Below are 12,788 nucleotides of genomic sequence, written 5' to 3'. Positions count from 1 at the left end.
GCACGCGCAATGGGGGATCGGGACACGCTCGATATAATAACGGAATCGGGCGCCAAACGGGCAGATTCTGTTGCAGATTTTTGACCCATACGCCGAGGAACAGGCGCCGCCGTCAAGGCTGCATGCCAAAATCCCCGTTCAGGGTTACTTTCGACGCGATTTTACCGCCCGCGCAGCCGGTCCAGCACGTCGGAGGAGGCAAAACCGTCGGCGGGGACCCCGATCGAGGCCTGGAAGTTGCGCAGGGCCTCCCGGGTCTGGCCGCCGAACTGGCCGTCCGGGGTGCCTTTGTAGAAGCCGCGCTGGGCCAGCAGCTGCTGGAGTTCCAGCCGCTCGGTGCGGGACAGCTCCCGTTCCTGCCGCGGCCAAGGCTGCACGAAGGGCTGGCCGCCGCGGAGGCGATCGGCGAAATGGCCGATCGCCAGCGCATAGGCCTCGGCCGGATTGTACTTCATGATGACCCGGAAGTTCTGCAGCATCAGGAAGCCCGGCCCTTGGGCACCGGCCGGCGCAAGCAGATAGGCCTTCTCGGCTGGATGCGGGAAGGGCTGGTTGGCCGGGCGCTTGAGGCCGAGCTTCTCCCACTGCGCCATCGTCATCGCCTTGGCGCGATCGGCCAGCATGTAGTTGAAGCCCTGGGGCACCACGACCTCGTAGCCCCAGGTCTGGCCGGCCTGCCAGCCGTCCTTCTTCAGATTGTTGGCGGTCGACGCGATCAGGTCGGAGGGATTGTCGACGACGTCACGCCGGCCGTCGCCGTCGCCGTCCACGGCAAAGCGCTTGAACGCGGTCGGCATGAACTGCGTCGGGCCGAAGGCGCCGGCCCAGGAGCCGCGCAACTGTTCGGGCCTGAGATCGCCGCGGTTGAGGATCTCCAGCGCCGAGAGGAATTCGTCCTTGAAGTAAGCTTGGCGGCGCCCGATGCAGGCGAGCGTCGCGGTCGATTGCAGCACGCTGCGATCGCCCATCTGCGTCGAGTAGTTGGACTCGATGCCCCAGATCGAGGCGATGATATAGCGGTCGACGCCGGTGGCTTTTTCAGTGGCGTCGAACTGCGCTTTGTACTTGGCGAGAACCTCGCGGCCCTTGGCGAGGCGGTTGTCGTTCACGAGGATGTCGAGATAATCCCAGATCGACTTAGTGAACTCGGGCTGCGAGTCCATCAGGTCCATGATGCGCAGATCGGGCGCGAGGCCTGCCGTGAAGCGCTGGAAATTTTCCTGCGTGATGTTGCGCCGTGCGGCATCGGGCCACATCCCTGCGACGCAATTGTTGAAGCTACCCGCGGCCTCGCGGATCGCGGCGGCTGTCATCAGCGGATGGCCGGAGGCGCCGTCCTCGCCGGTCCAGGGTTGAACTCCCGTTTGAGCGCCGCTGGATCCGGGCGCTGCTTGCGAAGTCGCCGGGTTCGGGCCTGAGAAAATACCGCCGAACAGATTGGACAGACCGTTCTGAGCCTGCGCGCCGGCGGGAAGCGGGAACAGCAGGGCGGCCGCAATCATCGTCGCACCGGTCACGGACCCGCCCCGTTTCGCCAGCCCTGCCATTGATTGCATCATGTCCACACCTGTCCGGCCAAAATCTGCCCTCAGGAGGCCTGGTTACGGTTGCCAACAGCTTAACAAAGGTGAAATTTTGATGGTGGCCTTTTTCTTAACTCTGTGAGGATGAGGCCCCACATCCGCCTTTGTTGGCGGCTGCAAACAAGCTAGCAAGATGCCATTGCTCCCTTCACGTGTTCCTCAGGTATTCGATCAATCCCATGAAAATCCGCAAAGCCGTATTTCCCGTTGCCGGCCTCGGCACCCGCGTCCTGCCCGCCACCAAGGCGATGCCGAAGGAAATGCTGACGATCGTCGACAAGCCGCTGATCCAGTACGTCTATGACGAGGCAAGGGAAGCCGGCATCGAGCACTTCATCTTCGTCACCGGCCGCAACAAAAGTGTCATCGAAGATCATTTCGATCGGATGTTCGAGCTCGATGCGACGCTGGCCGCGCGCGGCAAGAAGACCGAGCAGGACGTTCTGGCGCAGAACCAGCCCGAAGCCGGCGCCGTCAGCTTCACCCGCCAGCAGGCGCCGCTCGGCCTCGGTCACGCGGTCTGGTGCGCGCGCGACATCGTCGGCAACGAACCGTTCGCGGTCGTACTGCCGGACGAACTCGTGCTCAATTCGCCCGGCTGCCTGAAGCAGATGATCGACACCGCCAGTAAGCTCGGCGAAAAATCCAACGTCATCGCGGTCGAGCCGGTGCCCGATCATCTGACCCATCAATACGGCATCTGCGGCGTCGGCAAACGCACCGGCAAGATGTTCGAGGTCGATGGCATGGTCGAGAAGCCGGCCAAGGGCACCGCGCCCTCCAACCTTTCGATCACCGGCCGCTACATCCTGCAGCCGGAGATCTTCAAGATCCTGGAGACCCAGGAGCGCGGCGCCGGCGGCGAGATCCAGCTCACCGACGCCATGATCGGCCTTGCCAGATCGCAAAAATTCTACGGCGTCGAGTTCGAGGGCGAGCGCCACGATTGCGGCTCCAAGCCCGGCTTCCTCCGCGCCAACATTGCCTACGGCCTGAAGCGGCCGGAGCTGCGTGACGGGCTCATTGCGGAAATGAAGAAGTATTTGGGGCAGTAGTCTCTGTCGTCCCGGCCTAGTGCGCAATTGCGCACGGGGGGCCGGGACCCATACCCCCAGGGAGCAGTTTGGCGAAGACTCGTCGTTCGGTACTTCTATCGGTTTGCGATCGATAGACCTCGCGGTATGGGTCCCGGCCTTCGCCGGGACGACACGCTCCAACGCCGAGACTCACGCCACCAGCGACAGCTTCGGCAGGCTCGCGACCACCGACTGGTTGCGGCCGCCGGCTTTTGCGGCGTAGAGGGCCTTGTCGGCGGCGGCGACCAGCAGCGGCCAGTCCATGCCGGTGGTGGGAACGAGGCTCGCGATGCCGCAGGACACCGTCGAACTCGTGTGGTCGTCGGACCAGCCCTGCACCTTCGCGCGGATCTTCTCGGCGACATGGAGGGCGTCCGTGACCGAGGTGCCCGGCAGCAGCACGGCGAATTCCTCGCCGCCATAGCGTGCGGCGCAGTCGCTGGCGCGGCTCACCGAATCGGAAATGCAGATGGCGATGCCGACCAGCACCTGGTCGCCGGCCTGATGGCCGAAGGTGTCGTTGTAAGCCTTGAAATGATCGGCATCGATCATCAAGAGCGCGATCGGCGTCTGCTGCCGCATCGCGCGGCGCCATTCGACGTCGATCACCTGGTCGAACTTGCGGCGGTTCTTCAGGCCGGTGAGCGCGTCGGTCGTCGCCATCTCCTCGAGCTTGCGCTCGGCCTCGGCGCGCCGGCCGATCTCGCGCGCGAGCACCAGCGTCGATGCCAGCATGAACACGCTGAGCGCCAGCACCACGGCGCCGATGCGGTAGGCTTCCTTCTGCCAGAGCTCGAACACGGCGTTCAGTGGCTTGCCTGCCACCACGAATAGCGGGCTGCTCCCACTACTACGGACATAGAGCCGCGGCGTGCCGTCGATCGGCCCCTGTCCGGCGAATGCGCCGCCGACCTTCAGATTTTCGGCCTTCCAGACCGGCCGGTTGGCCAGATTCGTGCCGATCACGTCGAGATCAAACGGCCGCCGCATCATGACGGTACGGTCGCGCCTGAGCACGGTGATGGTGTCGTCGGCATCGAGGCTCAGCCGCTCGAACAATTCGTGGAAATAGCTGAAGCGGATCGATCCGGCGACGACGCCGAGGAAGCCCCCGTCGGTGTCGCTGATACGCCGGCTCAGCACGATCGAATAGGCGCCGCGGAACAGCATCGGACGGCTGATGAAGAGGCCTGCGTCCGGATTGTCGCGATGAGCCTTGAAGTAATCCTCGTCGCTGCGGTTCTCGGCAACGGGATCGAGCGTGGAGGCGTCGATGGTTAGCCGGCCGTCGGCGTCGAACACCTGGATCGCGCCGAAATGCCTCGCCGTGGTCGCATGGTCGAACAGGATGAGGTGACGGATCGGCTTCGAGACCGTGCCGATTTCCGGCAGCAGCATGTTGCTGGCGACCGCCTTGAGGGCCAGGTCGTAGATCTCGATGTTGCGGCTGACGTCGGACTCGATGGTCGTCGCCAGGTTTTCCAACGTCTGGCGGGCGAGCGCCTCCTCGCCGCGGCGCATGTCCAGCATGACGTTGACGCAAATGGCGGAAAAGCCGATCACCGTCACCACGGACGAGATGATCAGCAGTTTCGCCGAAAGCCGCCATGGCCGCCGGGCCGTGACGTCGCGCCATCGAGACAACATCATTTGCTCCCGACATTAGTGAATGCGCCCGAAAGCTTGAGCAGTGTTTAAGCCGGGACGGCGCTGCCGGAATGAGTTAAAAATTGGTTTCCGCGGCTGACGTTTTTGGGCAAAGCGGGGCTTCGACCAGCGAAGAGGACAGCGGTGAACGACTACGACGCGTTGCGCGATTATCTGATGCGGCAGAAGCAGGCGGAATTCGTGCTGACCTATGAACAGATCGAAGAGATCATCGGCGCGGCCCTGCCGCGCGCGGCGAATCGTGCCTCATGGTGGGACAGCCTGCGCAGCCCGGACATCCAGATGCCCCAGCGCGAAGCCTGCCTCGCCGCGGGTTTCAAGGCGATGCGAATGCCGGACGGTGCGAGCGTGCGGTTCACGAAGCTGAAGAGCGACCGGCGGCGGCCAGTATCGTAGGGTGGGCAAAGCGAAGCGTGCCCACCACCTCTGTTGCAATGTTGGATTGATGGTGGGCACGGCGCAAGTTCGCCTTTGCCCACCCTACGGGACCGGACTCGCGTTGAGATCAGCTCGCCGCTTCCAGGCGCACTTCCGTGAGCAGGCGCATCGCGGCGTCGGCGTCCATGGGTTCGCCGAAGGCAAACCCCTGCGCGTATTCGCAGCCCATCTGGTAGAGCTCGACCGCGTCGGAATCGGTCTCGGCACCTTCGGCGACCACGTCCATGCCGAGGTCGTGCGCGAGCGCGATGATGGACTTCAGGATCACCGGGCGGGTGCCGCGGTTGGTGGTGCGCACGAAGGACTGGTCGATCTTGATGGTGTCGAACGGGAAGCGCTGCAGATAGGCCAGCGACGAATGGCCGGTGCCGAAATCGTCGAGCGACAGCCCGGTGCCGAGCTCGCGGATCCGCGTCAGCATCTGCGCCGCGTGCTCCGGATTCTCCATCACCAGCGATTCCGTCAATTCCAGCTTCAGCGTGCCGCGCGCGACCGAGGAGCGCGACAGCACGGTGCGGATGTCGTGGATCAGATCGTGGCGCAGCAATTGCCGCGAGGAGACGTTGACGGATGCGAAGATCGGCTCGCGCGAGCGCATCGCACGCTGCCAGATCGAGAGCTGCTTGGCGGTCTGGTCGAGCACGAACATGCCGAGGTCGATGATCAGGCCGGTCTCTTCCGCGATGGTGATGAATTCCGACGGTGCCATGCGTCCGAGCTTGGGATGATCCCAGCGCACCAGCGCCTCGAAGCCGGCGACGGAACGGTCTTCGAGCCGTACGATCGGCTGATATAGAATCGTGAGCTCCTGCCGCTCGATGGCGCGGCGCAGTTCGCTCTCCAGCGTCAGCCGATCGGTTTTTCGCGCGCGCATCGCGGACTTGTAGACGTCGATGCGGTCGCCGCCGATACGCTTGGAGTGATACATCGCAAGCTCGGCGTCCTTGATGATCTCGTCCGTGAGCTGAACTTGCGGATCGGACAAGGCAAGGCCGATCGAGGCCGTGAGAAAGATCTCGCGTTCGTTGAAGGCGATCGGCGCGCGGATGGTCTTGCGGATGGTCTCGGCAAAGGCGGTGATGCGGGCGGGGTCCTGCTCCGAGAGCAGGATCAGGCCGAACTGGTCGCCGGCGAGCCGCGCCAGCGTATCCTGCGGCTTCAGGATGCGGGTGAGGCGGCGGGCCAGCGTCAGCAGGATGGAATCGCCGACCGCGATGCCGACGGAATCGTTGACCTGCTTGAAACGATCGAGGTCGATCACCATCAGCGTCGGCCGCAGCATCGGCATGGTCTTGGCGAAATGCGCGACGGCGCCGAGCCGGTCCATGAACAGCTTGCGGTTGGGCAGGCCGGTGAGATTGTCATGCACGGAATCGTGCAGCAGGCGCTCCTCGGCATTGCGCAGCTCGGTGACGTCGGTGAGGGTACCGACCACGCGCGAGACCTCGCCGTCGGAGCCGACCACCGGGCGCGCCTTCAGCGCGAACCACATGAAGTGACCGTCCGGCGTACGCAGGCGGAAATCCTGCACCAGGCGGCCGCGGCGCTGGTCGAGCACGCTGTCGAGCGCGGCGCGGAAACGGTCCTGGTCGAGCGGGTGCAGCACTTCCAGCCAGGAGGCGGCCGGGCCTTCCAGCGTGCCGCGCTTGAGGCCGAGCAGGGCCTCGGTCTCGGGGCTGGTGAAGACCTTGTCGGCGGACACGTCCCAGTCCCAGATCAAATCGCCGGAACCAGCCAGCGCCAGCGCGCGGCGCTCGATGTCGGAGACGACACCGGTGGTGGCGCCGCCGCCCGCGAACGCATGCTGCATCACCGTGAAGCCGATCAGCATCACGATCAGCACGAGGCCGCCGAGCAGGGCAGGGCCGACGATGTCGTTGGTGACGGAGCCTGCGACCGTCATGCCGGCCGCGACCACCCAGACCACCAGCAGGAACCAGGTCGGGATCAGCAGCACCGCGCGGTCGAAGCCGTGGGTGGAGAGATAGACGATCAGCGCGAAGCCGGCGAAGGCGATCAGCACCAGCGAGATGCGCGCGATGCCGGAGGCCACCGCGGGGTCGAACAGGGCCAGCGCAACCAGCGAGCCCAGGAACGCGAGCCAGCCCACCGTGATGTGGGAATACCGCACGTGCCAGCGACTGAGATTGAGATAGGCGAACAGGAACACCAGCAGCGTCGCCGCCAGGATCGCCTCACCCGCCGCGCGCCAGATGCGCTCGGCGTTGTTCGACATGTCGAGCACCTTGCCCCAGAAGCCGAAATCGACGCCGATATAGACCAGCACCGCCCAGGCCAGCGCCGCGGCGGCCGGGAACATGATGCTGCCCTTGACCACGAACAGGATGGTCAGCACCAGCGCCAGCAAGCCGGAGATGCCGATCACGATGCCCTGGTACAGCGTGAACGAGTTGACCTTGTCCTTGTAGGATTCCGGCTCCCACAGATAGAGCTGCGGCAGCTTGTCGGTGCGCAGCTCCGCGACGAAGGTGACGACGGCGCCGGGATCGAGGGTGACGCGGAAAACGTCGGCGGTCGGGCTCTCCTGCCGCTCCGGCCGGTCGCCGGTCGAGGGCGTGATGGTCGCGATGCGGGACAGCCCGAGGTCGGGCCAGAGTAGCCCCGAGGAGACGATGCGGTAATGCGGGGCGACGATCAGGCGGTCGAGCTGGTCGTCGGTGTTGTTGGCGAGCGCGAACACCACCCAGTTCTGGCCGCCTTCGCGGGCGCGCACCTCGATGCGGCGGACGATGCCGTCGGTGCCGGGCGCGGTGGAAACCTGGATGCGGTCGGCGTCGCTGCGCTGATGCTCGAGCACGCCGGTGAGGTCGATTGCGGGCGCGTCACCGCGGACGCTGACAGCGTCGAGTGCGCGCGCCGGGAACGCGCAGACGAGAATCATGAGGCCCAGCGCTATGGGCGCGAGGCACCTGATCAGACGCAAGGTCAGTTCTCCGCGTTCGACGCAAACTCTTCGGTGCAGGCTCTTCGGTGCACGGCGTTTTCCGAACGGAACAAAGTGGTTCGGTGCGTCGCGATAGATGCCACGAAAGCGAGGAAAATCAAAGGGTTTCCGGCTTGCCCTGTGGGCCGCTGGCCTAGACCTCCAACACAATTTTGCCAATATGTGCAGAGGTTTCCATCCGCCGGTGCGCGTCGGATGCCTTTTCCAGCGGGAAAGTGCTGTCCATCAGCGGCTTGACCCGGCCTTCGCGCAACAGCGGCATCACTTTCGCCTCGATCGCGGCCACCATCGCCGCTTTGTCCGCATTACTACGGGGGCGCAGCGTCGAGCCAGTGTGGGTCAGGCGCTTCACCATCACCTTGGCGATGTTGACGGTGACCTTGGGCCCGTTGAGGGTTGCGATCTGCACGATGCGGCCGTCGAGCGCGGCGGCGTCATAGTTGCGATCGACATAGTCGCCGGCGACCATGTCGAGGATCAGATTGGCGCCGGCATTGTTCGTCTCCGCCTTGACCACGGCGACGAAGTCTTCGTCCTTGTAGTTGATGGCGCGATCGGCGCCGAGCTTGAGGCAGGCATCGATCTTGTCCTGCGATCCGACGGTGACGATCACCTTCGCGCCGAACGCTTTTGCGAGCTGGATCGCCATGGTGCCGATGCCCGAGGAGCCGCCATGGATCAGCAGCGTCTCGCCGGCCTTCAGGCCGCCGCGCTCGAACACATTGTGCCAGACCGTCATCAGGGTTTCCGGCAGTGCGCCGGCTTCCTTGATCGACAGCGACGGCGGCACGCTCATCGCCTGGCCGTCCTGGGCAATGCAGTACTGCGCATAACCGCCACCGGCGACCAGCGACATCACCTTGTCGCCGATCTTGTGCCGCTTGGCGTTGCTGCCGACGGCCACCACTTCGCCGGCGATCTCGAGGCCGGGCAGGTCGCTGGCGCCGGGCGGCGGCGGATAGGCGCCGGAGCGCTGCGCGACGTCGGGCCGATTGACGCCGGCGGCCTGCACCTTGACCAGGATCTCGTCGGGACCGGGCTGCGGCAGCGCCCGTTGTTCCGGCACCAGCACTTCCGGTCCGCCGGGTCTGGAGATGGCGACCACGGTCATTTGCGCGGGCAGCTTGTCCATGATGTGTCCTTGAGCAAAGGTGCGGGATGGAACGAGGCCATTGCTTAGCCAGCGCAATGCAGGCTGGCAACCGCCTCAGCCGCTTGTGATGCGAACGCAGGAGGAACAAGGATGGCGATGGAAGACGACGACCGTCCGCGCAAAAAGATCAGCCATGACATCGGACAGGATCTCTCACTCTTGTCAGTGGAGGAACTGACCGAACGCATCGCGCTGCTCAAGGCCGAGATCGCAAGATTGGAAGAAGCCACAACAAAGAAGCGCGCCTCGCGCGATGCGGCCAACAGCGTTTTCAAGTCGTAGGGTCCGACGCTGGAGCGGGGCTGGCCTCACACACGGTCCTCATCCTGAGGAGCGCGGCACGCGCGTCTCGAAGGATGGCCGCGGGCGAGAGCAGGGCCTGCATGGTCCCGGCGATGCGAAGCATCGTCCGGAGACGCGCGCGAAGAGCGCGCTCCTCACCATGAGGGTCTGGTTTCGGCCTTCGCTGCGGATGCGCGTGAAGAATTCGTTCCACCGCCCACTCGGCCACTGACCGACATGGCTAACGAACCCTCAAAATAATCGCTCGTTTACTCCACATTAAGCTTTCGAGTTTATGACTGGGAACTGTCCTTGTTTGGACACCGAGTGGCTCCTGTCCACTCTGTTTGACGCCTCCCTGTTATCAACTTTCAAAGCCGCCGGTTTTCCGGCGGCTCTTTTTTGCGCCCAGCTCCGCCTTTTTGCATCTCGCCGCGGTTGAATTCCGGGCAAAGACCCGCGGAAACCATATCCGCGCTTGTCACTGGACTCGGCGTCGCGCCCGCGCAATGATTTGTTCATCATAAGCCGGCGCCAAAGCCGGGCAGTCAGACAGTTGCGTAAGGGGCGTTAACCATGGAACGTTTGCAAGCCGAAGGTGCTCTCGTTCAACTCAGCGAGCGGTTCACCAATTCTGCGGCGTTCGGCGTCCTGTTCCGCGAGGGCATGGACCTGGTCGAAGAGACCGCCGCCTATCTCGATGGCGCCGGCCGCACCGAGGCCAAGGCGCTCGATCGCGCCGTCAGCCTCACCTATGCGACCGAGAGCATGCGTCTGACCACCCGCCTGATGCAACTCGCCTCGTGGCTGCTGCTGCACCGCGCAGTGAAGGAAGGCGAGATGACGCTGGGCCAGGCCAACCGCGAAAAAACCAAGGTCAAGCTCTCCGCCGCCGATCCCGGCTCAATCGACAGCATCGAGAAGCTGCCGTCGCAGCTCCAGGATTTGATCCATCGCTCGATGAGCCTCCAGACCCGCGTGCGCCGCCTGGACACCACCATCCACACCCCGCCCGTCGATCATTCCTCGATCGGCAATCCGCTGGTGCCGCATCTCAACGCGCTGAAGGCAGCGTTCGAGCGGTAAGCGCAGGTGCGGTAGGGTGGGCAAAGGCGCGCAGCGCCGTGCCCACCATTTCTCTCAGAATCGCAATCAAGGTTGGTGGGCACGCTACGCTTTGCCCACCCTACGAGTTCTCGGCCTGGTCGAGAGCACATCGCCCCAAAAACAAAAAACGCCCCCGGCTCTCCGGGGGCGTTTTCGTCTCCAGCCTTGCGGCCGGATCAATCCTTTTTGAGAAAGCCCGAAAACTTCTTCTGGAAGCGCGAGACGCGGCCGCCGCGATCCATCAGCTGCGCGTTGCCGCCGGTCCAGGCCGGGTGCGACTTGGGGTCGATGTCGAGGTTCAGCGTATCGCCTTCCTTGCCCCAGGTGGAGCGGGTCAGGTACTCGGTTCCGTCGGTCATCACGACCTTAATCGTATGATAGTTCGGGTGAATTTCGGCTTTCATGGCAATTCCTCGGCGCCCCGGCGCCTCACTTGAGTGGCTATCGAATGACGGATTTGGCGCGGTCTATACCCCACGAGGCCCTGTAAAACAAGCCATTGCAGGGCCTTGGTAGGGGACCGGGCGGCCCCCTAAGGGACATCCCGGATTTGCCACTCCCGCTCGCCCGGCCTATCTGGAGCGGAGCACCTCTCTTTGTCTTTTGGTCGGATCTCATGAGCGCAGTTGAACGGCTTGAAACCGGGCCCGCGGAAGCCCCGTCGATCGAGGCCGACCTGATCGAGGCGCCGGCGAAGAGCCGCGCCAAGCTGCGGCCGCTGCTGGCGCTTGCGCCTTATGTGGCGCGCTATCGCGGCCGGGCGGCGCTGGCCTTTGTCGCGCTGACGATCGCGGCGCTGACCACCCTGCTGGTGCCGGTCGCGGTGCGCAGGATGATCGATTTCGGCCTGACGCCCGAGGGCATCGAGCTGATCAACAGCTACTTCTCGGTGATGATCGCGGTCGTCGCCGTCCTCGCGCTCGCAAGCGCCGCGCGCTACTACCTCGTGATGACGATCGGCGAGCGCATCGTCGCCGATCTCAGGCGCGACGTCTTCGCCCATCTGCTGTCGCTGTCGCCGGCCTTCTTCGATTCCGCGCGCAGCGGCGAGCTGGTGTCGCGCCTCACCGCCGACACCACCCAGATCAAATCCTCCGTCGGCGCCTCGGTCTCGATCGCGCTGCGCAACCTGATGATGTTCTTCGGGGCCGCGGCGATGATGGTGATCACCAGCCCGCGGCTGTCAGGCTTCGTGCTGCTCGCGATTCCCCTGATCGTGCTGCCGCTGGTCGCCTTCGGGCGCTGGGTGCGCCGCCTGTCGCGCAATGCGCAGGACACGCTGGCCGAGGCCTCCGCCTATGCGAGCGAGCTGGTCGGCGCGATCCGCACCGTGCAGGCCTATACCAGCGAGAGCCTCGCCGAGAGGCGCTTCGGCGGCGAGGTCGAGCAGGCTTATGAAGCCGCGCGCACCTCCACGCAGGCCCGTGCCGTGCTCACCGCCATCATCATCTTCATCGTGTTCGCAAGCGTGGTCGCGATCCTCTGGATCGGCTCGCACGACGTGCTCACTGGCACCATCACGCCGGGCCGGCTCGGCCAGTTCGTGCTCTATGCGGCTTTCGCCGCGGCTGGCCTCGGCCAGCTCAGCGAGGTCTGGGGCGAGATCTCGGCGGCATCCGGCGCTGCCGAGCGCCTGTTCGAGATTCTGCATGTGCAGCCGGACATCACCGCGCCCACGTCGCCGCGCGCGCTGCCGGTGCCGGCGCGCGGCGAAGTCGGCTTCGACCAGGTCAGCTTCGCCTATCCGGCGCGGCGCGACGTCAATGTGCTCGATGCCGTGTCGTTCACCGTGCGCCCCGGCGAGAAGGTTGCCATCGTCGGTCCGTCCGGCGCCGGCAAGAGCACGATCTTTCATCTGCTGTTGCGCTTCTACGATCCGCGCAGCGGCGCGATCTCGCTCGACGGCGTGCCGGTCAAATCCGCCGATCCGCGTGAATTCCGTTCGCGCATCGCGCTGGTGCCGCAAGAATCCAACGTGTTCGCGGCAAGCGCCCGCGACAACATCCGCTTCGGCCGGCCCGATGCCACCGATGCCGAGGTCGAGCGCGCCGCCGAGCTCGCGCATGCCGCCGAGTTCATCCGCCGCCTGCCCGAAGGTTTCGACACCCCGCTCGGCGAGCGCGGCGTGACGCTATCAGGCGGCCAGCGCCAGCGCATCGCGATCGCGCGCGCGATCCTGCGCGATGCACCGCTGCTGCTGCTCGACGAAGCCACCTCCGCGCTCGATGCCGAAAGCGAGACGCTGGTGCAGACCGCGCTGGAAGAGCTGATGCGCCACCGCACCACCCTCGTGATCGCGCACCGCCTCGCAACCGTCTTGTCCTGCGACCGCATCCTGGTGATGGACCAGGGCAGGATCGTCGAACAGGGCACGCATGCGGAGCTGGTCGCCGCGAACGGGCTCTATGCCAGGCTGGCGAGGCTGCAGTTCGAGGGGGCGTGAGGCGAGGCAGTCCGGACTGCCGCCCCACTCACAGTGTCATCGCCCGCGCAGGCGGGCGATCCAGTACTCCGAG

At 64.9% G+C, this 12,788-nt stretch carries 10 protein-coding genes; 5 read left to right on the top strand and 5 right to left on the bottom strand.

Annotation, left to right across the window (positions count from 1 at the left end; genetic code table 11):
• Positions 1-161: 161 nt before the first annotated feature.
• Complete coding sequence (locus ABIB90_RS05765) at positions 162-1,559, bottom strand: lytic murein transglycosylase (protein ID WP_354200418.1); 1,398 nt, start codon at positions 1,557-1,559, stop codon at positions 162-164.
• A 203-nt stretch (positions 1,560-1,762) separates the two neighbouring features.
• Between ABIB90_RS05765 and ABIB90_RS05760 the strand changes: the two genes are divergently transcribed.
• Positions 1,763-2,638: a UTP--glucose-1-phosphate uridylyltransferase gene (locus tag ABIB90_RS05760; RefSeq protein WP_007599884.1), complete on the top strand. Its 876-nt coding sequence runs from the start codon at positions 1,763-1,765 to the stop codon at positions 2,636-2,638.
• Positions 2,639-2,809: 171 nt separating this feature from the next.
• On the opposite strand, the gene ABIB90_RS05755 is transcribed toward ABIB90_RS05760, so the two are convergent.
• A complete protein-coding gene (locus tag ABIB90_RS05755; protein ID WP_354159389.1) occupies positions 2,810-4,306 on the bottom strand; it encodes a sensor domain-containing diguanylate cyclase in 1,497 nt (498 codons plus the stop codon).
• A 144-nt stretch (positions 4,307-4,450) separates the two neighbouring features.
• Here ABIB90_RS05755 and ABIB90_RS05750 point away from each other — a divergent pair, with 144 nt between their 5' ends.
• A complete protein-coding gene (locus tag ABIB90_RS05750) occupies positions 4,451-4,723 on the top strand; it encodes a DUF7662 domain-containing protein (RefSeq protein WP_007599886.1) in 273 nt (90 codons plus the stop codon).
• Between the two features lie 109 nt (positions 4,724-4,832).
• Here ABIB90_RS05750 and ABIB90_RS05745 read toward each other — a convergent pair whose 3' ends face one another.
• Positions 4,833-7,709, bottom strand: a complete 2,877-nt coding sequence (locus tag ABIB90_RS05745) for an EAL domain-containing protein (protein WP_354159387.1) — start codon at positions 7,707-7,709, stop codon at positions 4,833-4,835.
• Positions 7,710-7,863: 154 nt separating this feature from the next.
• Positions 7,864-8,862, bottom strand: coding sequence for an NAD(P)H-quinone oxidoreductase (locus tag ABIB90_RS05740; protein WP_354200417.1), 999 nt, complete (start codon positions 8,860-8,862; stop codon positions 7,864-7,866).
• Between the two features lie 111 nt (positions 8,863-8,973).
• Between ABIB90_RS05740 and ABIB90_RS05735 the strand changes: the two genes are divergently transcribed.
• The gene (locus ABIB90_RS05735) at positions 8,974-9,165 is read left to right on the top strand and encodes a DUF1192 domain-containing protein (protein ID WP_007599892.1); all 192 of its coding nucleotides are present in this window, start codon (positions 8,974-8,976) and stop codon (positions 9,163-9,165) included.
• A 576-nt stretch (positions 9,166-9,741) separates the two neighbouring features.
• The gene (gene rcdA, locus ABIB90_RS05730) at positions 9,742-10,251 is read left to right on the top strand and encodes a protease adaptor protein RcdA (RefSeq protein WP_354200416.1); all 510 of its coding nucleotides are present in this window, start codon (positions 9,742-9,744) and stop codon (positions 10,249-10,251) included.
• A 197-nt stretch (positions 10,252-10,448) separates the two neighbouring features.
• Here the strand turns inward: rcdA and rpmE are convergent, their stop codons facing one another.
• A complete protein-coding gene (rpmE, locus tag ABIB90_RS05725) occupies positions 10,449-10,676 on the bottom strand; it encodes a 50S ribosomal protein L31 (protein WP_007599895.1) in 228 nt (75 codons plus the stop codon).
• Positions 10,677-10,888: 212 nt separating this feature from the next.
• Here rpmE and ABIB90_RS05720 point away from each other — a divergent pair, with 212 nt between their 5' ends.
• A complete protein-coding gene (locus tag ABIB90_RS05720; protein WP_354200415.1) occupies positions 10,889-12,715 on the top strand; it encodes an ABC transporter ATP-binding protein/permease in 1,827 nt (608 codons plus the stop codon).
• Positions 12,716-12,788: the final 73 nt, after the last annotated feature.

Origin of the sequence: Bradyrhizobium sp. JR4.1 (assembly GCF_040548605.1) — a bacterium.
GTDB lineage: Bacteria > Pseudomonadota > Alphaproteobacteria > Rhizobiales > Xanthobacteraceae > Bradyrhizobium > Bradyrhizobium canariense.
This window is presented reverse-complemented; position numbering and strand designations above follow the sequence as displayed.

Bases quoted from the DNA above. Each gene is read 5' to 3' on its own strand.
- ABIB90_RS05765 (WP_354200418.1), bottom strand. From the start codon at position 1,559: ATGATGCAATCAATGGCAGGGCTGGCGAAACGGGGCGGGTCCGTGACC.
- ABIB90_RS05755 (WP_354159389.1), bottom strand. From the start codon at position 4,306: ATGTTGTCTCGATGGCGCGACGTCACGGCCCGGCGGCCATGGCGGCTT.
- ABIB90_RS05740 (WP_354200417.1), bottom strand. From the start codon at position 8,862: ATGGACAAGCTGCCCGCGCAAATGACCGTGGTCGCCATCTCCAGACCC.
- rpmE (WP_007599895.1), bottom strand. From the start codon at position 10,676: ATGAAAGCCGAAATTCACCCGAACTATCATACGATTAAGGTCGTGATG.
- ABIB90_RS05735 (WP_007599892.1), top strand. From the start codon at position 8,974: ATGGCGATGGAAGACGACGACCGTCCGCGCAAAAAGATCAGCCATGAC.
- ABIB90_RS05760 (WP_007599884.1), top strand. From the start codon at position 1,763: ATGAAAATCCGCAAAGCCGTATTTCCCGTTGCCGGCCTCGGCACCCGC.
- ABIB90_RS05720 (WP_354200415.1), top strand. From the start codon at position 10,889: ATGAGCGCAGTTGAACGGCTTGAAACCGGGCCCGCGGAAGCCCCGTCG.
- rcdA (WP_354200416.1), top strand. From the start codon at position 9,742: ATGGAACGTTTGCAAGCCGAAGGTGCTCTCGTTCAACTCAGCGAGCGG.